General features: G+C 62.9%; 27 protein-coding genes and 1 tRNA gene. 15 read left to right on the forward strand and 13 right to left on the reverse strand.

The window, feature by feature from the left end:
• Positions 1 to 92: 92 nt before the first annotated feature.
• Positions 93 to 845: a hypothetical protein gene (locus QP999_RS03910; protein WP_284847725.1), complete on the forward strand. Its 753-nt coding sequence runs from the start codon at positions 93 to 95 to the stop codon at positions 843 to 845.
• Here the strand turns inward: QP999_RS03910 and radA are convergent.
• Positions 832 to 2214 carry a DNA repair protein RadA gene (gene radA / locus QP999_RS03915; protein WP_070562323.1) on the reverse strand — a complete coding sequence of 461 codons (1383 nt, stop codon included), beginning with the start codon at positions 2212 to 2214 and terminating at the stop codon, positions 832 to 834. The genes QP999_RS03910 and radA overlap by 14 nt on opposite strands.
• 178 nt (positions 2215 to 2392) lie before the next feature.
• On the opposite strand from radA, the gene QP999_RS03920 reads away from it, so the two are divergent.
• Complete coding sequence (locus QP999_RS03920) at positions 2393 to 2602, forward strand: hypothetical protein (protein WP_070532290.1); 210 nt, start codon at positions 2393 to 2395, stop codon at positions 2600 to 2602.
• Positions 2603 to 2645: 43 nt separating this feature from the next.
• Positions 2646 to 2879, forward strand: a complete 234-nt coding sequence (locus tag QP999_RS03925) for a hypothetical protein (protein WP_070564069.1) — start codon at positions 2646 to 2648, stop codon at positions 2877 to 2879.
• 176 nt (positions 2880 to 3055) lie between these two features.
• Here the strand turns inward: QP999_RS03925 and QP999_RS03930 are convergent, their stop codons facing one another.
• The gene (locus tag QP999_RS03930; RefSeq protein WP_070564066.1) at positions 3056 to 3631 is read right to left on the reverse strand and encodes a hypothetical protein; all 576 of its coding nucleotides are present in this window, start codon (positions 3629 to 3631) and stop codon (positions 3056 to 3058) included.
• A 288-nt stretch (positions 3632 to 3919) separates the two neighbouring features.
• Between QP999_RS03930 and QP999_RS03935 the strand changes: the two genes are divergently transcribed.
• The 9 genes from QP999_RS03935 to QP999_RS03975 all read left to right on the forward strand — a co-directional run bounded on the left by QP999_RS03935 (position 3920) and on the right by QP999_RS03975 (position 10705).
• Positions 3920 to 4504, forward strand: a complete 585-nt coding sequence (locus QP999_RS03935) for a CarD family transcriptional regulator (RefSeq protein ID WP_070522798.1) — start codon at positions 3920 to 3922, stop codon at positions 4502 to 4504.
• Positions 4476 to 5237 (forward strand): 2-C-methyl-D-erythritol 4-phosphate cytidylyltransferase, encoded by a 762-nt coding sequence (gene ispD / locus QP999_RS03940; protein ID WP_070522801.1) that lies wholly within the window; start codon positions 4476 to 4478, stop codon positions 5235 to 5237. Before QP999_RS03935 ends, ispD begins: the two co-directional genes overlap by 29 nt.
• Entirely contained in the window at positions 5230 to 5721 is a 492-nt protein-coding gene (gene ispF / locus QP999_RS03945; protein WP_070564059.1) for a 2-C-methyl-D-erythritol 2,4-cyclodiphosphate synthase, read from the forward strand. The genes ispD and ispF overlap by 8 nt, the downstream gene beginning before the upstream one ends.
• Positions 5722 to 5749: 28 nt before the next feature.
• Positions 5750 to 5950 carry a hypothetical protein gene (locus QP999_RS03950; RefSeq protein WP_141748942.1) on the forward strand — a complete coding sequence of 67 codons (201 nt, stop codon included), beginning with the start codon at positions 5750 to 5752 and terminating at the stop codon, positions 5948 to 5950.
• Between the two features lie 369 nt (positions 5951 to 6319).
• On the forward strand, positions 6320 to 7726 hold the full coding sequence (gene cysS / locus QP999_RS03955; RefSeq protein WP_284847726.1) for a cysteine--tRNA ligase: 1407 nt from the start codon (positions 6320 to 6322) through the stop codon (positions 7724 to 7726).
• 41 nt (positions 7727 to 7767) lie between these two features.
• Positions 7768 to 8718, forward strand: coding sequence for a 23S rRNA (guanosine(2251)-2'-O)-methyltransferase RlmB (gene rlmB, locus QP999_RS03960; RefSeq protein ID WP_250224374.1), 951 nt, complete (start codon positions 7768 to 7770; stop codon positions 8716 to 8718).
• A gap of 18 nt (positions 8719 to 8736) precedes the next feature.
• Positions 8737 to 9471: an AAA family ATPase gene (locus tag QP999_RS03965; RefSeq protein WP_010188884.1), complete on the forward strand. Its 735-nt coding sequence runs from the start codon at positions 8737 to 8739 to the stop codon at positions 9469 to 9471.
• The gene (locus QP999_RS03970; protein WP_010188886.1) at positions 9468 to 10118 is read left to right on the forward strand and encodes an AAA family ATPase; all 651 of its coding nucleotides are present in this window, start codon (positions 9468 to 9470) and stop codon (positions 10116 to 10118) included. The genes QP999_RS03965 and QP999_RS03970 overlap by 4 nt, the downstream gene beginning before the upstream one ends.
• 305 nt (positions 10119 to 10423) lie before the next feature.
• Positions 10424 to 10705, forward strand: a complete 282-nt coding sequence (locus QP999_RS03975; protein WP_080550367.1) for an ATP-binding cassette domain-containing protein — start codon at positions 10424 to 10426, stop codon at positions 10703 to 10705.
• A 33-nt stretch (positions 10706 to 10738) separates the two neighbouring features.
• On the opposite strand, the gene QP999_RS03980 is transcribed toward QP999_RS03975, so the two are convergent.
• From QP999_RS03980 to QP999_RS03995, 4 genes are read right to left on the reverse strand one after another with little or no spacing between them, the layout of a single operon-like run.
• Positions 10739 to 11578, reverse strand: a complete 840-nt coding sequence (locus tag QP999_RS03980) for a CE1 family esterase (protein WP_070522820.1) — start codon at positions 11576 to 11578, stop codon at positions 10739 to 10741.
• Positions 11579 to 11587: 9 nt separating this feature from the next.
• Positions 11588 to 12550 carry a metal ABC transporter permease gene (locus QP999_RS03985; protein ID WP_185963225.1) on the reverse strand — a complete coding sequence of 321 codons (963 nt, stop codon included), beginning with the start codon at positions 12548 to 12550 and terminating at the stop codon, positions 11588 to 11590.
• Entirely contained in the window at positions 12528 to 13229 is a 702-nt protein-coding gene (locus tag QP999_RS03990; RefSeq protein WP_070522825.1) for a metal ABC transporter ATP-binding protein, read from the reverse strand. The genes QP999_RS03985 and QP999_RS03990 overlap by 23 nt, the downstream gene beginning before the upstream one ends.
• Positions 13230 to 14348 carry a metal ABC transporter solute-binding protein, Zn/Mn family gene (locus tag QP999_RS03995; protein WP_284847727.1) on the reverse strand — a complete coding sequence of 373 codons (1119 nt, stop codon included), beginning with the start codon at positions 14346 to 14348 and terminating at the stop codon, positions 13230 to 13232.
• A 72-nt stretch (positions 14349 to 14420) separates the two neighbouring features.
• Between QP999_RS03995 and QP999_RS04000 the strand changes: the two genes are divergently transcribed.
• Positions 14421 to 15506, forward strand: coding sequence for a LacI family DNA-binding transcriptional regulator (locus tag QP999_RS04000; RefSeq protein ID WP_284847728.1), 1086 nt, complete (start codon positions 14421 to 14423; stop codon positions 15504 to 15506).
• On the opposite strand, the gene otsB is transcribed toward QP999_RS04000, so the two are convergent.
• The 5 genes from otsB to thrE are packed head-to-tail and all read right to left on the reverse strand — an operon-like array spanning position 15503 to position 20309.
• Positions 15503 to 16246, reverse strand: a complete 744-nt coding sequence (gene otsB, locus QP999_RS04005) for a trehalose-phosphatase (RefSeq protein WP_070522835.1) — start codon at positions 16244 to 16246, stop codon at positions 15503 to 15505. The two genes, QP999_RS04000 and otsB, sit on opposite strands and share 4 nt — an antisense overlap.
• Positions 16247 to 16277: 31 nt before the next feature.
• On the reverse strand, positions 16278 to 16802 hold the full coding sequence (locus tag QP999_RS04010) for a hypothetical protein (protein WP_070522838.1): 525 nt from the start codon (positions 16800 to 16802) through the stop codon (positions 16278 to 16280).
• Positions 16799 to 18220 (reverse strand): alpha,alpha-trehalose-phosphate synthase (UDP-forming), encoded by a 1422-nt coding sequence (locus QP999_RS04015; RefSeq protein ID WP_144268909.1) that lies wholly within the window; start codon positions 18218 to 18220, stop codon positions 16799 to 16801. The genes QP999_RS04010 and QP999_RS04015 overlap by 4 nt, the downstream gene beginning before the upstream one ends.
• A 2-nt stretch (positions 18221 to 18222) precedes the next feature.
• On the reverse strand, positions 18223 to 18582 hold the full coding sequence (locus QP999_RS04020) for a hypothetical protein (RefSeq protein WP_070522844.1): 360 nt from the start codon (positions 18580 to 18582) through the stop codon (positions 18223 to 18225).
• A gap of 50 nt (positions 18583 to 18632) precedes the next feature.
• On the reverse strand, positions 18633 to 20309 hold the full coding sequence (gene thrE, locus QP999_RS04025; protein WP_070684905.1) for a threonine/serine exporter ThrE: 1677 nt from the start codon (positions 20307 to 20309) through the stop codon (positions 18633 to 18635).
• 186 nt (positions 20310 to 20495) lie between these two features.
• Between thrE and QP999_RS04030 the strand changes: the two genes are divergently transcribed.
• A tRNA-Thr gene (locus QP999_RS04030) sits at positions 20496 to 20568 on the forward strand.
• Between the two features lie 30 nt (positions 20569 to 20598).
• Here the strand turns inward: QP999_RS04030 and QP999_RS04035 are convergent.
• Both QP999_RS04035 and QP999_RS04040 read right to left on the reverse strand, forming a co-directional pair.
• Positions 20599 to 21126 carry a TetR/AcrR family transcriptional regulator gene (locus QP999_RS04035; RefSeq protein WP_070684868.1) on the reverse strand — a complete coding sequence of 176 codons (528 nt, stop codon included), beginning with the start codon at positions 21124 to 21126 and terminating at the stop codon, positions 20599 to 20601.
• Entirely contained in the window at positions 21113 to 22612 is a 1500-nt protein-coding gene (locus QP999_RS04040; protein WP_284847729.1) for an MFS transporter, read from the reverse strand. The genes QP999_RS04035 and QP999_RS04040 overlap by 14 nt, the downstream gene beginning before the upstream one ends.
• A gap of 169 nt (positions 22613 to 22781) precedes the next feature.
• Between QP999_RS04040 and QP999_RS04045 the strand changes: the two genes are divergently transcribed.
• A complete protein-coding gene (locus tag QP999_RS04045) occupies positions 22782 to 24527 on the forward strand; it encodes a pyruvate dehydrogenase (protein ID WP_070522852.1) in 1746 nt (581 codons plus the stop codon).
• The last annotated feature ends 13 nt before the right edge of the window (positions 24528 to 24540 follow it).

Below are 24540 nucleotides of genomic sequence, written 5' to 3' on the forward strand. Positions count from 1 at the left end.
TGGGCGGGCCCCAAGCGCGTAGAAGCCGCTGCTCAAGACACGCGGCTTTGGGCTGGCCCGGGTTGGGCTTAAGTCCCCTTAAACTAAAACCTGTGACTGAGCCATCCCGTACCCCGAAGCAGCTGCCGCGAGAGATCTACGTGCGTCGTCGCGTCGCCGCACTCGTGGCGATCTTGGTACTCGTGGTTGTTCTTATCTTCGCTGCCACCGCGCTCTTTGGCGGCTCGAAGGAGGACTCGGCGGCCGAGTCGCAGCAGGCAGCGGCTTCGGATACTTTGGCCCCCTCGGAGAATACAACCTCCGCTACGGAAACGGCGGAGTCCACCTCAGCCAAGGAATCCACTGAAGCGACGGGTTCGACGGAACCGGCTAAATCCGAGGCGGGCGAGTCCGGCAAGGAAGAACCAACCTCAGAGGCGAAGCCGGATGAGCTGACCGTGGACCCGTCCAAGACGGAGTGTTCACTCCAGGACCTCAAGGTACTAGCCAAGACCAACGAGGACAGCGTCCCGGCCGGCAAGATGCCGACCTTCTATTTGGAGGTTTTTAACCCGACGACAAAGGATTGCTCCATCGACCTCGATGAAGAGCAGCTGCGCTTTGAGGTTTACAAGATGGGCTCTAACGAGCGCGTGTGGGCCGATACTGACTGCTATGCCTCTGTAGAAACCGGCAAGCAGACCTTCAAGTCCGGTGAGACCCGCTACTTCCAGGCGGATTGGTCCCGCAAGCGCTCCGAACCGGGCAAGTGCACCGAGCGTGAGGAAGCCGAGCCGGGTGCTTATTTCTTGCACTCCGTCATCGGTGAGAATTACTCCCCAGCGCTCCCGTTCAACCTGCTTTAACAGCGGCGATAGCCTCGCTCAGCGTTGCCGCTTGGCGCACTTGCATGCCGCCGCTGGTTTCCACATTTCCGGGCGGGACGATGGCGTGGCGGTAGCCCAAGCGGGCAGCTTCCGACAAGCGGCGGTCTAGGTTCGGCACACGGCGCACCTCGCCGGCGAGGCCGACTTCCCCGATGACAACGGTCTTCGGCGGAAGTGGTTGCTCATGCAAGGAGGACCACGTGGCGAGTGCTACGGCAAGATCCGTGGCTGGTTCCTGAATCTTCATTCCTCCCACCGTGGCCACGTAGGCGTCCTTATCGTTGGTGCGCTCGCCCGCGCGGGCCTGCAGCACCGCGAGCACCATGGGGACGCGGTTGGCGTCGAGCCCCGTCACCACGCGCCGCGGGTTCTTGGCCACGGGATCGACGGTCAACGCTTGTACCTCGGCCAAGATGGGGCGCACACCATCCATGGCGACGGTCACCGCGGAGCCATCCGGGGTGCTGCCGCGGTGGGAGAGAAAGAGGCCGGAAGGATCCGCGACCTCCCTGATTCCGGCCGCTGTCTGCTCGAAGCAGCCCATCTCATCGGTAGCGCCAAAGCGGTTCTTCAGGCCGCGAAGCAGCCGCAGTGAGGATTGGCGGTCACCTTCAAAGTTCAAGACAACGTCCACGAGGTGCTCGAGCACGCGTGGTCCGGCGACGTTGCCATCCTTGGTCACGTGCCCGACGAGGAGGATAGGGATGCCGGTGGTTTTGGCTAGCGTGGTCAGCGCTGCGGTCACAGCGCGTGACTGCGCTACACCACCGGCTACTCCTTCGACCCCGGCGGCGTGCATGGTTTGGACGGAGTCCACGATGAGCAGGCTGGGCTTAAGCTGCTCTACATGGCCAAAGACGACGTCCAGGTTTGACTCGGCCGCAAGGTAGAGCGTCTCATGCAGTGCGCCGGTGCGCTCCGCGCGGGCGCGGACCTGCCCGGCGGATTCCTCCGCGGTGGCGTACAGGGCGGTGCGGCCCAACTGTGCCCAGCGGGAGGCTACCTCCAGCAGCAGGGTGGATTTGCCGACTCCCGGCTCTCCCGCCATGAGCACGACCGAACCAGGGACGATGCCGCGGCCGAGAACGCGGTCGAGCTCCCCGATGCCGGTATTGATGGCCTTCGTCGCTGATGCGCCGACCTTTGTTATCGGCACCGCCGGGCTCGTCGGAGTCAAGCCTGTGGGGCGCCGCCCAGACACGGCGGCTTGGGCGGCGGTACTGCTTTGAGCCGCCGCGGTTTCCTGCAGCGTCCCCCACGAGCCGCACTCAGGGCAGCGGCCAAGCCACTTGGGGGAGACGAAGCCACACTCAGAACACGTGTGGACGGGACGAACCTTTTTTGCCATGTCTCACACTCTAGTAAGCCGCGTGGACATCCAGTGTGCTCGTGAAATGAAGTAGGTCTTTCTTTCACTTACCGCGCGCGCTACTCATGAAGGCGTTACAGTGTTAAGCAGGTTACTCCAATGTGTGTGCCTGTCCCTCTTCATATCTGTCCGATTCTCTAGTAAGAAGGTAATTCTCATGAAGATTCGTCGCACTCTCGTTGCCGCTGGCGCTGCTGTTGCCATCGCTTTTGCTGGTACCCCGGCTGCTTCCGCAGCGCAGGCGCCGGAGCCGCTGGCTTCCGTTCTGACCCAGATTGCTAACACCGCTGGCTACGAGGCTCAGAACATCATCCTCGTCCCGGCTGCCCTGTCCTCCTTGGGCTTCCTGTCGAACCTGCTGTCCTAGTCCAGACCTCTCACACACAAACCTCACTATTCAAGGAGACAAAATGAAGATTCGTCGCACCCTCGTTGCCCTGGCCGCTGCTACCTCTCTGGCCGTTGCAGGCACCCCGGCCGCTTCTGCTGCTACCTACCCGGAGCCGCTGAACCAGGTTATGGATCAGATGGTTAAGGTCGGTGGCCCGCAGGCGCCGAACCTTCTTCTGGTTCCGGCTGCTCTGTCCTCCCTGGGCATCGTGAACTCCATCGTTGTGCTGGCTATGACCTCTTCTCAGGCCTAAGCACCTCACTGGCGCTGTAGAAAAGGCCACCGCGTGTATCTCATGCGGTGGCCTTTGTGCATCTACGGAAGCACTAATACGAAACGCAACCGCCCCAACTGACGGAGTTGAATCCCCTGATTCGAAGATCCGGGAAAACTTTGGCAGCTGGGGCGGTTGTGCTTTGAGGAGAAGGCCTACTTGTTCTCGGCGTAGCCTTCGGTGGACTGCGGGTCGCGGTCGAAGTCACCGGACTGCAGCGGGGAGGCGGACACGGTGGCATCAACCTCAATGGTGCCGGTGTTGAAGGTGAAGGTCACCGGGCGGGAGCCGCCGAAGGCGTAGTCCTCGTTCTCCAGGGAGGTGGTCACGTAAGTGATGTTCTTATCCTTGCCGTCCTTGGGGAGGCGGTCCAGGTTCGTCTGGGAATCAGCAAAGAGGGAATGATCGCGGGGGAGCGGCTCGACGCCCTCCAGAGGAACATCCTGGCCGTCGACGCTGACAGACTCGAGGACGACGTCGTTGACCTTGTAGCCCTGGTTGACGGCGACGAACTTGAGGGAGGTCTCACCGGTGTCCGGCTCAACCTGAATGGTGACGTCACGCACGGCCACCTTTCCATCTTCGGAGCTTGCGGATGCGCCGTCGACAGCAATCACCTTTTCCGCGGTCTGAGCAACATGACCGGCCGAGCAGGACGCCAAGGCCAGCGCGGAGAGGGCGGTAACTGACATGATGGCACCGCAGCGAGCGGCGGACTTCAGGGACTGCACTGTGAGTGTCCTCCATTGAATTGCGATCACAAAGCTTATCAACGCTTTAGCCTAGTACCTCTGGGGAGAAAGCACACAGTTTCCAGCAAACCCCTTGGGTAGACCGGGGGTAGCCGAGCTTTCTATGGGGCGTCACCGTGGTGTAAAGCGGCGGGCAGGCGGTACCCGGGCGGGGGAGCGGGGCACGATGGCTGCGTGCTAGAATAGATTCCCTGTATATGCGGCCCACCGAGAGTACGCCGAGAGCACACGATGGGCACCGTCTCAAAGGCTTCACAAGGAGTGGCAATGGAATTTAAGGTCGGAGAGGTCGTCGTCTACCCCCACCACGGCGCCGCCAAGATTACGGCGATTGAAACCCGGGAGATGGGCGGCGAGGAGCTCGAATACCTCGTTCTCCAAATCAACCAGTCCGACCTCGTGGTCCGCGTGCCTTCCAAGAACGTTGAGATGGTCGGCGTGCGTGATGTCGTGGGCAAGGAAGGCCTCGAGAAGGTCTTTTCCGTTCTGCGCGAAGTAGACGTTGAGGAAGCCGGCAACTGGTCCCGCCGCTACAAGGCCAACCAGGAGCGCCTCGCCTCCGGCGACATCAACAAGGTGGCCGAGGTTGTGCGTGACCTGTGGCGCCGCGACCAGGACCGCGGCCTGTCCGCTGGTGAGAAGCGCATGCTGGCCAAGGCCCGCCAGATTCTGGTCGGTGAGCTCTCCCTGGCCAAGCCGGTTGATGAGAAGAAGGCTGACACCATGATGGAGGAAATCAACGCCACCATCGAGCGTCACCGCGCCGCTGGCCTGGTGGATGACAAGTCCATTACCACCGACATTGACAATGACGTCGATCTCGATGACCTCTCCTTCGACGACGAAGACTAAGGACCAGCCCACCCCCCGCGTCATTGCTCTCGTCGCGGCTGCCGGGCAGGGCACACGCCTCGGCGCAGACGTTCCCAAGGCCTACGTGGAGCTACGCGGGCGCACCCTCTTGGAGCGCTCCGTTCGGGCGATGATCACCTCCGAATTCGTTGATGAGATCATCGTGCTGGTCAGCCCGGCCATGGAAGATTATGCCTCCAGCATCCTCGGCCGCATCGATTCTGACGTACCCATTCGCATCGTCCACGGCGGGGGCGAGCGCGCCGATTCCGTCTGGGCGGGACTGCAAGCAATCCCGGAGGAGGACGCCGTGGTGCTCATCCACGACGCCGCCCGGGCATTGACGCCGCCGGGGATGATCGCGCGCGTCGCCAAGCGCGTGCTCGACGGCGCCACCGCAGTCATCCCGGTCCTTCCCGTGGCAGACACCATCAAAGAGGTGGAGGGCCAGACGGTCCTGTCCACCCCAGACCGTTCCCGTCTGCGCGCCGTGCAAACGCCGCAGGGTTTTAACTTGGCCGCGCTGCGCCGCGCCAACCTAGACTATTGGGCGCAGGACCCTGACTTCGTCGCCACCGATGACGCCAGCCTCATGGAATGGCACGGCGAGCGCGTGGAGACCGTGCAGGGAGATACCTTCGCCTTCAAGATCACCACCCCCATTGACCTCGTCCTGGCCAAGGCCGTGACGGATGAGGCCGAACCGACCATCTTCGAGGTGCCTAGTGACTAACCCGATTATCCCGCGCGTGGGAATCGCCACCGACGCCCACCAGATCGAGTCCGGAAAACCCTGCTGGATCGCAGGTCTCCTCTTCGAGGACGTGGATGGCTGCGAGGGCCACTCCGATGGTGACGTGGTGAGCCACGCGCTTGTCGACGCCTTGCTCTCCGCCTCCAACCTCGGCGACCTCGGCTCCTTCGTCGGCGTGGGCCGGCCAGAGTACGACGGGGTCTCCGGTGCCCAGTTGCTGCGCGAGTGCCGCGAGCTGCTAGAGAAGGAAGGCTTCATTATCGGCAACGCCGCCGCACAGTTGGTTGGGCAGAGCCCCAAGATGGGCCCGCGGCGGAAAGAGGCCGAGTCCGTGCTGAGCGACATCCTCGGCGCCCCTGTGTCTGTTTCGGCCACGACGACGGATCACCTTGGCTTCACCGGACGCAAGGAAGGCCGCGCAGCCGTGGCCACCGCCGTGGTCTGGCGCGCTCCCAATTCCTAACGTAAAGTCATCAGAAAAGGAGGACGCTGTGGCTTTGACAATGCGAATTACCAATACCGAGGCACTTCGTGCTCGGCACGACGAACTCCTGCACGCCTTGGAAGCTGCGGTTGGTGAAAACCTTAGCTCTGAAGATATGCGGATGCTTGCAGACTCCGGTCGCTTTTCGGAAGCAGAACGCGCTTTATATGACGAGCTCCGACGCGTCGAGCTTATGCTTTACCGTTAGCTCCGTGAACAGTTGCGTGCCTCCGTCGACGTGCTGGAGGCATCTGGCAAAGGGCGTCTGACAAAAGGCATCAATCAAATGGCGTTTTCACGGCTGAAAACGCCATTTATTCGTTACAGATGGCGTTTGGACCCAAAGATGCCTTGTGACAGATGCCTTTTACGGGACGCCTTCCTGTCTTAGGTCAATTGAGTGCGGAACAATCCCATCACGCTGCTGTAAGCCGCCAGGTATCAGTGTTAAAAATGACGTTGCTCATCCATCCGCGACCTAAATCGGGTTGAATGGACAGGCACTGCGCCCAGTCCTGCTCCGTGTGACTATCGGCCGTGGTGAAATCCTATCAAGGGGTCAATTAGACTGGGCCGGGTGAGTACTTTGCGCATTTTTGATACCGCCACCCGCAGCCAACGTGAGTTCGAGCCGGTTCGTCCCGGCCATGCGTCGATCTACCTGTGTGGTGCCACCCCGCAGTCCCAGCCGCACATTGGGCACCTGCGCTCCGGCGTTGCCTTTGACATCCTGCGTCGCTGGCTGCTTGCGCAGGGCTATGACGTGGCCTTGGTGCGCAACGTCACCGATATCGATGACAAGATCCTGACCAAGGCAGCCGAGAATAAGCGCCCTTGGTGGGAGTGGGTATCCACCTATGAGCGCGAGTTCACCAAGGCTTATAACACCCTGGGCGTTTTGCAGCCCTCCGTGGAGCCGCGCGCGACGGGCTTTGTGACGCAGATGGTGGAGTACATGCAACGGCTTATCGACGCCGGCTTCGCATATGCCGTGCCTGGCGAGGACGGTGCTGGTTCCGTCTACTTTGATGTCGCCGCGTGGAATGCCACGGAAGGCTCGGACTATGGCGCGTTATCTGGCAACCGCGTCGAGGATATGGAGCAGGGTGAGTCCGATGCCGTGGGCAAGCGCAGCCCGCAGGACTTCGCGCTGTGGAAGGCGGCTAAGCTGGGCGAGCCTTCTTGGCCCACCCCGTGGGGCAAGGGCCGCCCGGGCTGGCACCTTGAGTGCTCGGCCATGTCGACTTACTACCTAGGCGGCGAGTTCGATATCCACTGCGGTGGCTTGGACCTGCAGTTCCCGCACCACGAGAACGAGATTGCGCAGTCGCATGCGGCGGGTGACAAGTTTGCCAACTACTGGATGCACAACCACTGGGTCACCATGGCCGGTGAGAAGATGTCGAAGTCCTTAGGCAACGTGCTTTCCATCGCCAACATGCTGGAGATCGTCCGCCCGGTGGAGTTGCGTTACTACCTGGGTTCCGCGCACTACCGCTCGGTGCTGGAATACTCCGAAGCGGCGCTGACCGAGGCCGCCGCGGGCTACCGTCGCATCGAGGATTTCGTGGGCAAGTTCGAAGGCATCGAGAAGGGCCAGTGGACCCCGGCCTTCGAAGAGGTGATGAATGATGACATCGCTGTGCCGAAGGCGCTGGCGGAAATCCACACCACCGTGCGCGCGGGCAATAAGGCGCTGGGAGAAGGCAACCGGGAGGAAGCCGAGCGCCTTGCCGGTGCCGTGCGCGCCATGGCCGCAGTGCTTGGCTTTGATCCCTTGGATGAACAGTGGAAAGATAGTGGCGAAACGAGCGGCGCTGATGCGGCCCTGGACATCCTGGTTCAGGCCGAACTTGAGCGCCGCACCACCGCCCGCGCAGAAAAGGATTGGGCTACTGCGGACGCCGTGCGCGACCGCCTTGCAGCCGCGGGTATTAGCATCACCGACACCGCCGACGGCCCCACCTGGTCCCTGGCGGATTAACGTCCTCTGCATAGGCCGAGGACAAAATAAGGAGAAGAACTATGGCACGTACCCATGGCCGCGGCGGCGCAGGTATTCGCAAGACGAATAAGAAGGGCGCCACGAAGGGCTCTGGCGGTCAGCGCCGCAAGGGCCTAGCCGGCAAGGGGCCCACGCCGAAGGCGGAGGACCGCGTCTACCACGCCAAGCACAAGGCGAAGCTGGAGCGCGAACGCCGCAACTCGGGCCGCCACCACAAGGAGACCGCGGAGATGGTCGTCGGCCGCAACCCGGTCATCGAGTGCCTCCACGCTAAGGTTCCGGCAACGTCGCTCTACATTGTGCAGGGAACGCGCAACGACGCCCGCCTGTCTGAGGCCGTAGCCATGTGCAATACCCGCAACATCCCGATTCTTGAGGTCCAGCGCCACGAGATGGACCGCATGACCGGCAACGGCATGCATCAGGGCATTGGTCTGCAGATCCCGCCATATAAGTATGCCGACGTCCATGACCTGATGGATCGCGCACGCGATGCCCAGGAACCGGGCATGTTCGTCATCCTCGATAACATCACCGACCCCCGCAACCTCGGCGCGGTCATCCGCTCCGTTGCCGCTTTTGGCGGCCATGGCGTCATCATTCCGGAGCGTCGCTCGGCCTCCGTTACCGCGGTGGCCTGGCGTACCTCGGCGGGCACTGCCGCGCGCCTGCCGGTGGCTCGCGTGACCAACGTGACCCGCACGGTCCAGGACTTCCAGAAGGCCGGCTACCAGGTTGTTGGCCTGGATGCGGGAGGCGAGCACACCCTCGATACTTACAACGGTGGCACCGACCCCGTTGTCATCGTCATCGGCTCTGAGGGCAAAGGCATTTCGCGCCTCGTCCGCGAGAACTGCGATGCCATCATGTCCATCCCCATGACCGACTGGGTTGAATCCCTCAACGCCTCCGTGGCGGCAGGTGCGGTGCTTTCCGAGTTCGCCCGCCAGCGCCGCGCGGCCCAGAAGTAGGCTCACGCTTTCGTCGCCATGTTCCTCACGAGTGTGCGTCCCGCCCCGGAGCTTATTGGGGAAGGACTGCCCGGCGTGCCGGAACACATGCGCCGCCTGGGCGTGCTCATCGCAGCGCTGCCCGGCGGCGCCTTGCGTTTGCCTACGCCCGTGACCGTCGTCGTGGGGGATAACGGCGCCGGAAAATCCACGCTGCTCGAGGCCATCGCCGTGGGGCTTGGCGTCAATCCCGAGGGCGGCTCGCGCCACGCCCGGTTTGCCACCGGCGACGAGGACTATCCCGAGTGGCTCATCTGCTCGCGGGCGCACAACCCGCGCGACGTGTACTTCTTGCGCGGCGAGACCTTCCTCAACTTGAGCGAGTATCACCACCAGATCCACAGCCCGGAGAATCCCGATCCGCTCAGTGACCTGCCGTTTCTCAGCCACGGCCAGGGTCTGCTCGCCCTCGTCGAGAGACGCTTCCATTCTGACGGAATGATCATTCTCGACGAGCCGGAAGACGGCTTGTCCTATCCCCGGCAGGTCGAGGTTGTCACGCAGCTCGAGCGCCTCGCCGCCCAGGGCGCGCAGGTCATCCTCGCGACGCACTCGCCAGTCTTCCTCAGCATGCAAGGCGCGACCGTCTACGCGTTCGGCGACAAGGGGATTGCGCCCGTCGCTCCCGAAGCGACGGAAGCTGTCCACGCCGCGCGCGAGTTCCTTGCCGATCCATTGGGAACCGCCGCGTTTCTTATTGGGGAGGGCGAATGAGAGACTTCTATGTCGACGCCTATGCCGCGCTGGACGGCGGCCACGGACCTGAGTGGGTGTCCTCCGTTCCTGGTTTCGTGGCGCTGCGACGCCAAGGACTGGACCTGCGTGCGCCGGTGACCGTGCTGACCGGGGACAACGGGGTAGGAAAGTCGACGCTCGCCGAGGGCATTGCCTTCGAGTACGGCTTTCCTGAGCGCGGTGGGATATGGGGTGTGCAGCGCTCCGCCGGTCCCATCAATCCCCTCCGGAGGTGGGCGAGCCTGCGGCTAGGTACCGCGCCCAAGGACGGCTACTTCCTGCGAGCGGAGGCGCACTACAACGTTGGTTCGACCGCGATGTCGCATGGCGAGTCCGTCATGGACGTCGTGCAGCGTTCCTTTGATGGGCGCGGGCTCTACATCCTCGACGAGCCGGAATCTGGGCTTTCGCTCGTGCGGCAGATGACGCTCATGGCGGAAATCCATCGCGCCGCGGAGGCGGGTGCGCAGTTCATCGTGGTGACGCACTCACCGATTGTGGCAGCCATCCCCGGTGCGCGGATTGTTGAAATTACAGAAGATGGGTTCTTCCTTGAGCTGCGCGACGTGACACAGACGCTGGCGTTTCAGTCGTTGCGTGAGTTTCTCTACGCCTCCGGATGCTAGATTCAGGGCCGAGAAAGCTGGATGGCGATCTTTACTTCTTGGTTGCTGGCCAGTACTTCACATCTTGAACATTCAGATTGCGTGCGTGTGCCGAATACAAGGTTCTGGAGGATTGGGGTTCCACGGCTTAGAGACGAGGACAACTCGGTCCTTTGCCTGCCGTTTTCACCTTGTACAGATTCAGCTGCGGGTAACTTGAAGAATCTTCGCCAGCAAACCGTGACATCGAGAGTACATACATGCACAGACGTGTGCAACATCACGCTGGGACGTAATAATTCTCTAGATAACAACGGGTCGCAAGTGTGATTAGTCAGTACGCGAGAAAAGAAAACCTACGCGATGGAACGCGACCTCTACGCGATCGTCAACGACATTGCCGACCACTACAACAAGGTTCACTGAATGATGAACTGAAGGATCTTTTATCCCTTGTAGGCCTTTCATTGCACCACAGTGTTTCCTGCGAGCATGCTTCGCTCGGTATGAAACAGCGTCTAGGAATCGCCAAAGCACTGGTCGGTAATCCACAATTATTGCTTCTCGACGCTCACCTACGAACGGCCTCGACCCGAGGTTGGGGCTGAGTGGAGTGAGACACGATGGGGCGCACGTGCAGTCTAGAGCCCGAAGAATTCCTCCACGAGCTCGGCAGCGATGAAGGAATCCGTGTTTTTACCCAGGCGTGGGTCCAGCTCGTTGCCCGACGGGATGACGTGGCCCATGCCCTCGACGCTCACGAGCTCGACCGGCGCGCCGGTGGCGTCTGCCGGCTCCCAGCGGTCGACAACGGTGTCGGGGAAAAGGTGGGTGCGCTCTGGGCCGGCGGCATGGTTGAGCTCCGCGAAGCGTGCGGCGTTCTCCTGCGCGCCGGTGACGGCACCGCGGGTGCGCTTCGGGTCAATGCCCGCCGTTCCGCCCGTATAGGGCGCGAGCCGGTCGCCCGTGCCGTGGACGAACATGACCGGGGTGGGTTGGTACGCCGAGTCCGGATTGGTGGGCGCATGGTTGGCGCCGGCGCCGAGAGTGGAGGCGAAGATGCAGGCGGCATCGGCAAGCCCGGGGGCGTCGAAGAGCAAGCGGATAACCATCTGCCCGCCGTTGGAGAAGCCGCAGAGGAACACGCGGCTAATCTCCTGCTCCGCGCGCAGCTCGTCGAGGATGGCGCGCGTGAAGGCGACGTCATCGATGCCCAGCTCGCGCGCGGCGACGGGCAGGGTGGCGCGGGCATCGTTAAAGTGCTGTTCCACGCCGGTGGGGTAGACCGCAAGCATGCCGTGGCGGGTGGCGAGGTCATCGAACGTGCCGTTAGTGAAGCGGCGGATGACGTTCGCGGATTGCAGGGAGCCGTGGAAGAACAGGAGGAGGTCTCTCTGGCGCTCGACGTCATCATTCGGGCGGTACACGAGGTACGTGCGGGTGCGGTCTTGTAATTCGAGGCTACGGCGTTCCAAAGTCACGCATCTAGCCTAATCCTGATGCGCGCAGTGCTCATCGTGCGTCGAGGTGTGGTGTGTCTCGGCGTCGGCGCGATCGGTGGCGGCGCGGAAGTGTTCCTGGGAGGCGCGGCGGGCGGCGACGTCGTCGCGGACGGCCTTGCGGCTGCGAGCCCAGCCGATGCCGCGGCAGACCAGGTAAATAACAAAAGAGATGCTCGTGACGAAGACCGAGACGGGCAGGCCCGGCGCCAGGGAGAGGACCAGGCCGCCCACGGCGGAGACCTCCGCGAAGATGGTGGACCACACCACCGCGCGCAGCGGGGAGGAGGTAATCTGTACCGCCGCTGCGCCCGGGGTGATGAGCAGCGCCATGACGAGTAGGGAACCGACGATCTGTACGGACTGCGCGGCCGTCAGACCAACGAGGATGGCGAAGCAGACCGCTAGGGACTTCACCGGCACGCCGGCGGCTTGGGCCATGACGGGATCCGCAGAGGCGAAGAGCAGCGGGCGCCAGAACAGCGCCACTACGGCGACGATGATGGCGGTCGTGGCGGCGAGTAACCACACCGAAGCGGAGGAGACGCCGACGATTTGTCCCGTCAGGAGCGTCATCGCGGTCTTGGCGTTGCCGGGGTAGAGGTGCAAAAAGAGCACCGAGAGGCCCAGGCCGAAGCTCATGACCACGCCGATGGCGCTGTCTTGTTGGCCTTTCAAGCCCAGCACCGCCAGGATGATGGCGGCGACGATGGCGCCGGCAATCGCGCCGAAGCCGATGTTCAGTCCGAACAACAGCGCTGCGGCCGCACCCATGAGCGCGAGCTCCGAGGTGGCATGCACGGAAAAAGACATCTGGCGCAGCACGATGAGCGAGGTCATCACTCCGGACAGGATGCCCAGCAGCGCACAAGCAACCAGTGCATCCTGTACGAAATCGACGCCCAGCAGGTACTGGGTGTCCTCGAGGAACTTAGACAACGATGAGCCTCCCATCGACGTTGAGGACCTTCACGGACGAGCCGTACAGCTCCGAGAGCACCTCCGAGCGCATGACCTCATCCACCGTGCCGAACATGTGCCCGTTGGGCGCGAGGTAGAGCACCTTGTCCACCACACCCAGCACGGGATTGATGCCGTGGGTGACGAAGAGGATGGAGGTGCCGCGTTCGTGACGCCACGCATTGAGCTTCTCGACGGTCGCCTGCTGCCTTCCCGGGTCCAGCGACAGCAGCGGCTCATCGGCAAGGATGAGTTCTGGGTCGTTGGCGAGGGCTTGCGCCTGGCGGATGAGCTGCTGCTGGCCGCCGGAGAGCTGGCCCACGCGGCGGTTGGCAATTCCGGTGGCGCCGACCTCGGCGAGGAGCTCGTCGACGCGGCCCCGAGCAGGCCGTCGGTTGCGCAGGGTGCCGTGGGCGAGGGACAGTGACACCAGATCCCGGGCGCGCAGGGGCAGGTCCTGGGGGAACATTCTTTGCTGTGGGATAAAGCCCACGCGGCACGCGACGTCCACGCTGCCCGCGGTGAGCTGGCGGGTACCCAGGATAGTTCCCAGCAGCGTGGACTTGCCCACGCCATTGGGGCCTAAAACGGCGATGAACTCGCCGCGGTCTACGGCGAGGTTCATATCCGACCACAGTGGTTCTACTGCGGCATTCTTAAAGGAAATGAGCACTTATGCGGCCTCGAGTGCGCTGACGACTTCTTCATAGTAGTCAAGGAAGTTGGTCTTCTCCGGCGGGGTTTCACCGATTTCGACGACCGGGATGTTCTTGTCCTCGGCGGCGGTGCGAATGCGCTTGGTCATGTCGGTTTCGGTCTGCGGGTTAAAGATGAGCAGGTCGATCTTGTCCTGCTTGATGTCCTCGAGGAAGTGCGCCAGGTCGGCGGCGGTGGGCTCGCCCTCAGCAACGGTGGCCTTGCGGTAGCCCTCCGGGGTGGCGTCGGTGCTCTCGGTGTATTTGAAGATGTAGTCCGCGATGGGCTCGGTCTGCGCGTAGTTGTGCTGAGGCAGCTTCTCGATGCGTGCCTTCAGGCCCTCCACGCGCTCGACCAGAGGATCGGCGGTGGCCTTGGCCTCCGGGTTGGCCTCGTTGACGAGATTGGCTACGTCGGTCGCCACCTTTTCGATGGCCGCGGCGTCGTACCACACGTGCTCGTTGCCATCGATGTTGGTGATCTGCTCGGGGTGCTCGGCGGCGATCTTCTTGGCCTCGTCCATGGTCACGGTTTCGCCTTCGTGAGCGTGGTCATGATCATGACCTTCTCCATGGTCATGCTCGTCATGACCATGTTCGTCGTGGTCATGCGCGTGTTCCTCGTGCGCATGGTCGTGTTCTTCTCCATGATCGTGCTCGTCATGATCATGATCGCCATGGTCATGCGCGGTCAGCGGCAGGGCGTGGATGATCTCATCCTGGTTCTTGACTGCCTGGTAGAGCCATGCGTCGTAGCCGCCGCCACCGGCGATGATGACGTCGGCGTCGTTAGCGCGCGCGATGTCAGCCGCGGTGGGCTCGAAGTGATGGGGGTCCACGCCATTGCCACTCACGATCGGGCGGACGTCGATGTTGACGTCGGTCTGTGCGGTATCGACGACGGCCTGGGCAACGTCGGCCCAGATGGAGGTCGAGGCCACGACGTGGATGGTCTCCTTGTCGGAGCCGGCATCCGAGCCGCCGGCGGCGTTGTCATCACCGGAGGAGCAGGCACTCAGCGCTGCGGCACCCAGGGTGGCGGCGAAGAGGAGGGCGGTGGGACGTCGGAAAGCACGGCGTGAGTGGGAAGTGGTCATGTCCCTATTTCTACGCTTTAGTGAAAATTGTTGTCAAATGATAATGAGTTGAAAACGGGTAGTGTTACCGTCATGTCCAAACGCAGCACGACGCTGGCCTCCCTGGCTGCCGAACTCGGGGTTTCGCCCACCACGGTGTCCAACGCGTATAACCGCCCGGACCAGCTGGCGCCTGCCACCCGCGAGCGCATCCTCGCTGCCGCGGCTGAGCGCGGCTACACCGGCCCGGATCCCACCGCGCGCAGCCTGCGCACGCGCCGCCAGGGGTCGCTGGGGGTGTTGCTGACTGAGCACCTGTCCTATGCCTTCGAGGACATGGCTTCCGTGGATTTCCTGGCCGGCATGGCGGAGGCTTCAGCGGGGGCGAGCACGACCCTTACCTTGATCCCCGCCGGCCCGGATACCGTGGGCGCCCCCAACGATGCCCAGGCGGCGCAACTCGTAGGGTCGGCGGCGGTTGACGGCTTCGTGGTCTATTCCGTGGCGGCGGGCGATGCTTATCTGGAGGCCGTGCGCCGCCGCGGCTTGCCGGTGGTGGTGTGCGACCAGCCCACGGATTCGGGCCTGCCCTTCGTGGGCATCGATGACCGCGCCGCGATTGCCCCGGCGGCGCAGGCGCTTGTCGACGCCTCCCATACCCGCATCGGCATCCTCACCATCCGTCTGCACCGTGAGCGCCTCGACGGCGAAGTGACGACCGAACAGCTCGCCGCGGCGGACATGCACGTCCAGCGCTCGCGCGTGTTGGGTGCGCTGGACGTCTTCGCGCGGGCGGGTCTCGATCCTTCAGATATCCCCGTGGTGACACGCCATATCAACGATTCGCGTACCGCCTATGCGGCAGCCGAAGAGTTGCTGAGCGCCCACCCCGAACTCACCGCGGTGCTGTGCACGACGGACTCGATGGCGCTCGGCGTGATAGCTTATGCCCGCGATCATGGAATTGCTGTTCCGGAGCAGCTTTCCGTCACCGGATTCGACGGCATCGCGCCGGCCCTAGCACTGGGACTGAGTACCGTCGTACAGCCGAATAAGGAGAAGGGGGCGGCAGCCGGGCGCATGCTGGCCAGTCTCATCGATGGGCGCGGCGACGTACCGCGCGCGTTGTTGGAGACCACCTTCCATCCTGGGCGGACCGTGGCCCCGGCTGGGGCTTAAGCGCTGTGCTGCGCGCGGGCGGCGGCGAGTTCTTCGAGGAACTCCGTCACCGCCGCGATATCGGGCACGCGTAGCGCCGCTTGCGTTGCGCCCTCACCGACCTTGACGCCGAGGTCCGGCGGTTGGTTGAGCATGGCGAAGCCGTCTTCATCGGTGGTGTCGTCCCCCACGAAGACCACTGCCGTGGCGCCGACGCGCTGGCGAAGCTTCTCAAGCCACGTGCCTTTCGTGGCCTGCGTAGCGGAAAATTCGACGACGCACTTGCCCGCAGTCTTAGGGAAGCCATCGGCGCTGAGAGCCTCGCCTTCTGCATAGGCCGCGGCCGCCGCGTCAGGATCCTGCAACTCTAGCGTCCGCAGGTGCAGCACGCGCTGGAAGGGTTTGACCTCCAGTTCCGCGCCGGGGTGGCGCGCGATGATTTCTTTGAGTTCTGCTTCTTTCTTCGCCAGGTGAGCTTCCATCTCCGGAGTGAGGGCGGAATCCTCCCAAGAGGACTCTGCGCCATGCGAGCCGCCCAAAAGTACCGGTTCACGCAGCGGGCAAACCCGCTTTAAGCCTTCGAGATGCCGACCGGAGAGTACCGCGGCGGTGGTGTTCGGGAGCTCCGCTAGGGTGGCCAGGGCGTCGAGTGAGCGCTGCTCCGGCTTTACGTCATACGCGTTGCGCGCGAAGCCCGCTAAGGTGCCATCAAAATCGGACACAACCGCGAGGTGTTCAGTGGAGGCGAGAGCATCAATCATGCTCCCCACCCTAGCGCTGAAAACTTCAGGGCTACAGCGAAGCCATCCGGATGATCGGTGAATCCACTTTGTCGGTGCGCAGCGTCAATACGAGTTGGTTGTTGGGGTTAAGCGCAAAGTCGAATTCATGGCCTTCGGCGATGAGGTTGCGCATGAGCGAATCGGCCCACCTGACCGAGCCCTCGCAGTCTTCACCGTTCGGTGGGCTCTCGTAGGTGGCTTTTTCTACCCTCATCACGTCACCCTCCCAGATCGTGGAGGCCTTGTTCCCTTTGTGGAAGGAGACCTCGGCGGTGAAGGGGACGCAGCCGGTCGAGCCCACGGCAGTGTGCTCACCGAAACTCATGTGCGGCACTTGCGCGGTATCGGCTGGGAGGGAGGATGGCGCGTCCGGGGAGGTATAAAGGTTGATGACCTGCCAATCCTTGCCCACGATGCGATCATCGCCGCGCGGCGTGGGCTCCTCGTCCGCGGAGCCGCACCCGGTGAGGCCACTTGCGAGCAGCGCCGAGGTGAGCACAGCGGTGAGCGCTGCGGCGGGGCGGCGTCGCATCATGCTTCCTCCTGATCCAACGCGCCGAGGAAGGACTGCGACCACAAAGCGATATCATGCTGGCGCACCTGCTCGTTCATGGCAGTCATGCGCTCGCGCATGGTCTCAGGCGATTCCTCCAGCGCCTTGACCGCGGAGAGCAGGGCGCGCTTGATGGATTCGATGTCGAAGGGGTTGCACAGGTTAGCTTGAGTAAGCTCTGCCGCCGCACCTGCGAACTCGGAGAGCACGAGCGCGCCGGAGCCATCGCCGTGGGAGGCCACGTATTCCTTGGCCACTAGGTTCATGCCGTCCTTAAATGGCGTGACCAGCATGATGTCCGCGAGCCTGTAGTAGCGGCGCAGGACCTCCTTCGGAACGGAGCTGTGCTGATAGTGCACCACCGGCGCACCGAGGCGCCCGAAGCGCCCATTGATGCGGCCTACGGCTTCCTCCACCTTCGAGCGCGTGGCGCGGTAGTGGTCGATGCGCTCGCGCGAGGGCGTGGCCAGCTGCACGAAGGTCACCTCTTCTGGGTCCAGCGCCCCGGTTTCGAGGAGCTCCTCGAAGGCAGTAAGACGCTGCAGGATGCCCTTTGTGTAGTCGAGGCGGTCGACTCCCAAAATGACGTGCGTGGGGTTACCCAACTCCGCACGTAGCTGGGCGATGTCCCCCGCATCACCGCCTTCAGCGAACTCACCCGCCGCAATGGAGATGGGAAAGGCACCGATTCCGACGGAATGCCCACTACTGGTCACGATGCGCGCGGTGACCGCGCGGGTGCTCACTTCACCTTCGACCTTCAGGCCCTGGGTGCGGGCGAGCTCTAGGAAATTGCGGGCGTTGGATTCGAGGTGGAAGCCGATCAGGTTGGCGTCGAGAAGCCCCCGCACCAACTCCTCACGCCACGGCAGCTGGCGGAAGAGATCCGGGGAGGGGAAAGGGATGTGGAGGAAGAAGCCGATGGTGAGATCGGGGCGCAGCTGGCGCAGGATGCCGGGCACGAGCTGCAGCTGATAGTCCTGAACCCACACCGTGGCATTCTCCGCGGCGACAGCCGCTACCTCGTTGGCAAAACGCAGGTTGACCTCGCGGTAAGCATCCCACCAATCGCGGTTGTAAACGGGGGTGACGATGAGGTCGTGGTAGAGCGGCCACAGGGTGGCATTGGAAAAGCCCTCGTAGAAGGCTTCATAATCCTCTTGCGTGAGGCGTACCGGGTGAAGCAGGACGCCGTTGTCGGTGGTGAAAGGCTCAGGGGCCTCGTCGGCCACGCCCGGCCAACCCACCCAACAGCCCTGGTGTTCTTCCAAGACAGGGGAAAGCGCGGTGACGAGACCGCCGGGGGAGGCCTTCCATTCACGGGTGCCGTCGGCGGAGGTCTCGAGGTCCACCGGCAGGCGGTTGGCCACGACTACGAAGCTATTGCTGCGCCCGGACATAGCTAGGCCTTCTTCGCGGACTTTTTAGACGCCTTCTTCGTCGACTTCTTGGTGCTCTTCTTAGTCGCCTTCTTTGAGGCTTTCTTCGTAGCCTTCTTGGTCGCCTTCTTGCTGGACTTCTTGGAGGCCTTCTTCGTTGACTTCTTGCTGGACTTCTTCGGAGCAGCGTCGGCTTGCTCGGCCAAGACCTTGCGGTGCACCAAGCCTTCCGGTTCGACGCCCAGCATCGACATAAGAGTCACGCCGTCAAGGAAATCCTCCGCATAGGTGGCAACGACGCGGCGCGCGGAGCGGGCGGTCTCTTCCTCTACTGCATGAGTCTGGTCAGCCGCTGGCTGAGTATCTGTGACCTTTGGTGGCACGGAGTCCTCCTGGGATGAAGTGTGAAAGCTTTCAGACCGGCTATTCTACGCTATTGCGACGCCGATGGGGCGCTCGGGTCATCTTTGCCGGGCACCGTGTAGGTGGGGCGCTGCGCTGGAAACTCCGTGGTGACGGGCCACATGTCCGTGACGGCATCACCCTGCTGGAAGCGCGCCTGCTGCGCGGGCGTCGGTGGCTTGGGGCCATACTGCGGCGGCGGGGCCGGCAGGTTGTGGCGCGGTGCGAAGGGGGACATGGGGACGCGGGGGATGCGTGCTCGCTGCGCCAAACGGGTGGCCCGTGAAAAGGAAAAGGTTCCCAGGCGCTTGAAGGCGGTATAAGGCCGGAAGTACTGCGGGCGGCGCAGGCGGCGGGCGACGCGCTCACCGAAGACCACGCCGGCGGCGAGCGCGCCGGAAATGGCAAGCGCACTGGCCAGGTTGGTCAGGCCGGTGATGAGCTGTTCGTTGAGCATGGCGTACATGCCGCGATACAAGGTCAGGCCCGGCAGCATGGGGGTATAGCCCACGATCATGGTGATGAGCGGTGGCATCATGTAGCGGCGGGAAAGGAGACCACCCGCGAGGCCTACCGCCACGGCCGAGAATCCGGAGGCGACGACAGCGCCAACGCCGAAAAAGACGACGAGGAAGTAGTAGAAAACCATACCGGCGGCCGCCGTGAGCCCGGAGATGGTGACCTCCGACCACGAAGCCCCCAAGGCCAACGCGAAGGCGGCGGAGCCGATTCCGCCGCACAGCACCAGAAGCGGGATCTGGTGATAGACGGGTGGCGCGAGCGTCGCCAGCGGCGGCAGGCTAAAGCCCACCCATGAGGCAACCTGGATACCCAGGCCCACGCCGGCGATGATGGCGCCGGTGGACATGAGGGCCTCGAAGAACTTGGCGGAGGAGGTCACGGGCGCGCGCGTGATGCCGTCCACCAGGCACTGCACCAAGGTCAGTCCCGCCACCAGCACGATGATGCCCGAACCGATGATCTGGGAGGGCAGAATGTGGATACCAAAACCCGCGAAGACGTTGTAGAGAATGGCCGCGGGGACAACGGCAAGCAGGCCACCGACGAGGTTCTGATAGAAGGGCGGCAAGCGGTAGCCGGCCAGGAACATGTTCGTGCCCATGATGAGCGCCGAAATGAGGAACGTGATGACGCCGACGAGGAGATCACCACCGAGCATGACGGCGATAAACCCACCCATGGCTCCCCAGGCGCTGACGATGGTGGTTGTGGAATAGGGGTTCTTCATCGCGTCGATATCATCCAGGACCTTCTCCGCCATGGCCGGCGGCGTGGCACCGGAGTGGATGGAGCGGATGAGGCGGTCGACGGCGGACAGCTTGGTGAAGTCCACAGCGATGCTCGGCGCCACGCGGAAGACGTGGAGGTTTCGCCGGTCCGGGCCCGTGCCGATAGCCGTGTGGATAGTGATCGTGTTCATCAGGATGGACACGTGACAGTAGTGCAGACCATAAGAGGATGCGACGAGGTGAATCTGCGCCTGGACGTCGGTATTGGCGGAGCCAGCCGCAATCAGGATTTCCCCGACGCGCGCGGCGATCTCCATGACGCCCGTGACCTGGGCCGGGTCGGTAAGATCGACCGGGGCAAGAGGGGAGGGCGGTGGTGCGGCCTTCGCGGCGTCAATGGTGGCGACGGGGGCCGAACGGTACAGCAGGCGCTGGCGCAAGGAAGAAAGAACAGACACGGAAAAGAAAGACCTCATCAACACTTCTGGGTTCGGTAAGTCAGCACTTTAGTAACTGCCGCCGATTTATGCACCTGCCAGTGCTTTTCGGGGTCCTCGCACTCGCTTTTTCGCAGCGCAAGCACCCTGGCTTTCCTTCCGAGGGGTGGTCTCAGGTACGATTCCCTCTAGCGGATTAGCCGCGGTGCTGGAGTGGCGCAATTGGTAGCGCAACGCACTTGTAATGCGTAGGTTGCGAGTTCAAGTCTCGTCTCCAGCTCAAAAGGGCCTTTTTAAAGGCCCATTTTTCTTAGTCGGCGAGGTGGCCTAGGGCGACGTCGATAAGCGCCCGGCGTCGCTGCGGTGACAGGGGGCGCTCGGTGAGGTGATCATGGACCCACAGGCCGTTCGCTATCACCATCGCGAGCGCCACGGATTCATCCTCCGTAGCGGGATCGGGGAGCCAACGCTCGTCGACATCCCTCCACACCTTCTGAAAATCCGGATGGGACTGCGCGTGGATGGACATCAGCAGCTCAATGAGCGGATCATTCTTGCCCATTGATTCCAACGCGGCACGGTAGCGCTGGCGCGGGCTTAATTCCTCGGCCGTCTTGCCGTCGGAGAGTGCGATAAGCTCCTCCTCCCAGCGCTCCGCGCACAACGAATGGCAGTCTATGAGCAGCTGGTGCCGGGTGGGGAAGTGGTAGATGAGCCCAGACTTGCTCATGCCCGTGGCCGTGGCCAAGGAATCATAAGTGAGCGCGTGGACGCCGTCCTTCTCGATGATGGTGAGCGCCATGTCGAGCGCTTCGACCTTTTTACTAGTGCGAGGCATCGGCACCTCCTGACGTGGGGTTGGTGCGGAAGCACCAGCCGGTGACCGCGGCGAAGACGAGCATGACTACGCCGAGTCCTGCGGCGGTGGCCAGGTAAGCGTCGGTATAGGCGGGGCCGGCAACCTCCGCGAGCGCCGGGGTGTGGAGCGCTTCCATGCCTAGGTCTTGGACGTCTTCGGGCAGACCGCTCTTGTACACCATGGGGAGTACGGAACCGGTGATCGCAATCGAGAGCAGCGTGCCGAATTCATAGGAGACCTCCTCTACGCCGGCGGCCATGCCGGAGCGCGAGGCGGGGGCGGCGCCGATGATGGCGGTGGAGGAGACTGACATGACAAGCCCCGCGCCGATTCCGGTGATGAATAGGCCCGCCAGGTATGCGGGGAAGATGTTGTGCGTGCCGCCCCACACCACGCAGCCGATGCCCGCCGCCATGAAGAGGAAGCCACCGGCGATGATCGGCAAGAAACCCCAACGGTGGAGGTTGGCACCACCCAACGCGGACATTGGCAGCGCCGCCAGCGCGATGAGGGAAATGATGAGCCCGGCATGAAGCGGGGAATACAGGTCCACCAGCTGGAGCTTCTGCGTTGTGGTCATCTCTAGTCCCGCCATGCCAAACATGGCGCCCGCCGCAGCCAAGACGCCGCCGCTGAAGATGGGGGAGCGGAAAATATCGAAGGTGAGGAGTGGTTCCTCCAGCTTGTGCTGGCGGCGGGTGAAGAGGATGGCACCGATGAGGCAGGCGGCTAGCGCGCCGCCGATGAGCATGGCGTTGAGGTGGGCGCTGGCCACCGACTTGATGACGAGTATCAGCGAGGCCAGCGTGATGAGCGCATACAGCGAGGAGAGGAAATCCCAGTGCTTCGCCGGGTTCGCCATATTCGGCGGGGCGAGGAAGGCCGTGAGGATGAGCGCGATGATGACGATGGGCACGTTGACCAAGAAGACCGAGCCCCACCAAAAATGCTCCAGCAAGAAGCCACCCACCGTGGGGCCGGCCGCCGCACCCACGACGGCGATGGAGCCCCAAATGCCGATGGCTGTATTGCGCTCAATCTCATCCTCAAAGGTCAACCGGATGAGAGCGAGGGTCGCGGGCATCATGATGGAGGCCCCGAGGCCCAAAAAGGCGCGAGCCGCGGCTAATTCCCACGCGCCGGGCGCTAGCGCTGCGGCCAGTGATGCGATGCCGAAGATCCACAGGCCGATGACGAACATGCGGCGGTGCCCGATTTTATCGCCCAACGTGCCGGTTCCCAGCAGGAGGCCGGCCAGCATGAGCGCGTAGGCGTTGATGATCCACAGCTGCTGCAGCGAGGTGGCGTGGAGCTGATCGGAGAGCACCGGTAGCGCGGTGTAGAGGATTGAGTTGTCTAAGCCGATCATGAGCAGGCCCAGGGAAATGACGCCAAAAAAGGTCCACCGGCGCGTAGCGGAGGCGCGGAGGGATTCGGCGGAGGCTTTCACGTGGAGGTCTGACATGGTTCGAAACTATAGCGAACGGTCGTTACAGTTTCAAAGCTTAGAAGGTCGAGTTGTTGTCGCAGTCACAAAGTTTCTAGGACGTGAGAAGTCAGCTTTATGGTGGCGAAACGCGCCTTAAAGGGGGAACACTGGGGGCCGTTAACGGCAAAAGTTAGAGAGGTAAATCATGGCACGCAATTACGCCACACAATTAGTAGAAACCTTGGAAGCCCAGGGTGTGAAACGCATCTACGGCCTCGTCGGCGATTCCCTCAACCCCATCGTGGACGCAGTGCGGAAGTCCTCCATCGAATGGGTTCACGTTCGCAACGAGGAGGCCGCAGCGTTTGCTGCGGAGGCCGATTCCCTCACCACCGGCAACCTTGCCGTGTGCGCCGCATCCTGCGGCCCGGGAAATACGCACCTTATTCAGGGACTTTATGACGCCCACCGCAACGGCGCCAAGGTCCTCGCCCTGGCCAGCCACATTCCTTCCCGCCAGATCGGCTCGAAGTTCTTCCAGGAGACCCACCCGGAGGCCATCTTCCAAGAGTGCTCGAGCTACTGCGAGATGGTGAACTCCGCTGACCAAGGTGCCGTGGTCTTGCACCACGCCATCCAGAGCACCATGGCGGGCAAAGGAGTGTCCGTCCTCGTTATCCCGGGCGATGTGTCCACGCAGGAGGCCGAGGATGATACCTTCACCTCCTCTGTTATTTCCGCCGGCAGCCCGGTCGTCTTCCCGGATCCTGCCGAGGCCGCCGCATTGACCCAGGCCATCAATGGGGCCAAGACCGTCGCCCTCTTCGTCGGCGCCGGCGTGAAGAACGCCCGCGAGCAGGTCCTCGCGCTCGCCGAAAAGATCAAGGCCCCCATCGGCCACGCCCTGGGTGGCAAGATGTACATCCAGTACGACAACCCCTTCGACGTCGGCATGTCCGGCCTGCTCGGCTATGGTGCAGCCCACGAGGCCACCCACGAAGCAGACCTGCTCATCCTGCTGGGCACGGATTTCCCCTACAACGACTTCCTGCCGGATGCCAACGTGGCGCAGGTTGACATCGACGGCTCCCACATCGGCCGCCGCACCCGCATCAAGTACCCGGTGACCGGTGATGTTGCCGCCACCATCGAGAACATCCTGCCGCACGTGGAGGAGAAGAAGGACCGCTCCTTCCTGGACAAGATGCTCAAGAAGCACTACGACAAGCTGAATCACGTTGTCGAGGCCTATACCTCCGGCGTGGAGAAGCACACCCCGATCCACCCGGAGTACATTGCCGATCTCATCGATCAGCAGGCCGATGAGGACGCCATCTTCACCGTCGATACCGGCATGTGCAATGTCTGGGGCGCGCGCTACATCACCCCGAATGGTAAGCGCGAGCAGATTGGTTCCTTCCGCCACGGCACCATGGCCAATGCTCTGCCGATGGCCCTCGGCGCGCAGGCGGCGAACCCGGGCCGCCAGGTCATTACGTTCTCTGGTGACGGCGGTCTGTCCATGCTCATGGGCGAGCTCCTCACGGTGAAGCTGCACAACCTGCCGGTGAAGATGTTCGTGTTCAATAACTCTTCCCTCGGCATGGTCAAGCTGGAGATGCTGGTCCAGGGCCTCCCGGAGCACGAGACCGACCACGAGCACGTCAACTACGCCAAGATTGCGGAGGGCGCGGGCATCAAGCACTTCCGCATCGAGGACCCGAAGGAAGCGCCGCGCCTCATCAAGGAGGCCTTGGCCTACGACGGGCCTGCGCTTATCGACGTCGTCACCGACCCCAACGCCCTCTCCCTGCCACCCACACTGACCTTTGAGCAGCTGCTCGGCTTCTCCAAGGCGGCAACCCGCACCGTCTTCGGCGGCGGCGTGGGCCAAATGCTCACCATGGCGAAGTCCAACCTGCGCAACATCCCGCGCCCGCAGGACTTTTAATGTGCCGGCGTTA

Source organism: Corynebacterium sp. MSK004, assembly GCF_030232515.1.
Lineage (GTDB): Bacteria > Actinomycetota > Actinomycetes > Mycobacteriales > Mycobacteriaceae > Corynebacterium > Corynebacterium hesseae.

What these genes read in the sequence shown, in the direction of transcription:
- radA (WP_070562323.1), bottom strand. Translation starts at nt 2,214, where the DNA reads ATGGCAAAAAAGGTTCGTCCCGTCCACACGTGTTCTGAGTGTGGCTTC.
- QP999_RS03920 (WP_070532290.1), top strand. Translation starts at nt 2,393, where the DNA reads ATGAAGATTCGTCGCACTCTCGTTGCCGCTGGCGCTGCTGTTGCCATC.
- QP999_RS03925 (WP_070564069.1), top strand. Translation starts at nt 2,646, where the DNA reads ATGAAGATTCGTCGCACCCTCGTTGCCCTGGCCGCTGCTACCTCTCTG.
- QP999_RS03935 (WP_070522798.1), top strand. Translation starts at nt 3,920, where the DNA reads ATGGAATTTAAGGTCGGAGAGGTCGTCGTCTACCCCCACCACGGCGCC.
- ispD (WP_070522801.1), top strand. Translation starts at nt 4,476, where the DNA reads ATGACCTCTCCTTCGACGACGAAGACTAAGGACCAGCCCACCCCCCGC.
- rlmB (WP_250224374.1), top strand. Translation starts at nt 7,768, where the DNA reads ATGGCACGTACCCATGGCCGCGGCGGCGCAGGTATTCGCAAGACGAAT.
- QP999_RS03965 (WP_010188884.1), top strand. Translation starts at nt 8,737, where the DNA reads ATGTTCCTCACGAGTGTGCGTCCCGCCCCGGAGCTTATTGGGGAAGGA.
- QP999_RS03970 (WP_010188886.1), top strand. Translation starts at nt 9,468, where the DNA reads ATGAGAGACTTCTATGTCGACGCCTATGCCGCGCTGGACGGCGGCCAC.
- QP999_RS03985 (WP_185963225.1), bottom strand. Translation starts at nt 12,550, where the DNA reads ATGGGAGGCTCATCGTTGTCTAAGTTCCTCGAGGACACCCAGTACCTG.
- QP999_RS03995 (WP_284847727.1), bottom strand. Translation starts at nt 14,348, where the DNA reads ATGACCACTTCCCACTCACGCCGTGCTTTCCGACGTCCCACCGCCCTC.
- QP999_RS04000 (WP_284847728.1), top strand. Translation starts at nt 14,421, where the DNA reads ATGTCCAAACGCAGCACGACGCTGGCCTCCCTGGCTGCCGAACTCGGG.
- otsB (WP_070522835.1), bottom strand. Translation starts at nt 16,246, where the DNA reads ATGATTGATGCTCTCGCCTCCACTGAACACCTCGCGGTTGTGTCCGAT.
- QP999_RS04010 (WP_070522838.1), bottom strand. Translation starts at nt 16,802, where the DNA reads ATGATGCGACGCCGCCCCGCCGCAGCGCTCACCGCTGTGCTCACCTCG.
- QP999_RS04015 (WP_144268909.1), bottom strand. Translation starts at nt 18,220, where the DNA reads ATGTCCGGGCGCAGCAATAGCTTCGTAGTCGTGGCCAACCGCCTGCCG.
- QP999_RS04035 (WP_070684868.1), bottom strand. Translation starts at nt 21,126, where the DNA reads ATGCCTCGCACTAGTAAAAAGGTCGAAGCGCTCGACATGGCGCTCACC.
- QP999_RS04040 (WP_284847729.1), bottom strand. Translation starts at nt 22,612, where the DNA reads ATGTCAGACCTCCACGTGAAAGCCTCCGCCGAATCCCTCCGCGCCTCC.
- QP999_RS04045 (WP_070522852.1), top strand. Translation starts at nt 22,782, where the DNA reads ATGGCACGCAATTACGCCACACAATTAGTAGAAACCTTGGAAGCCCAG.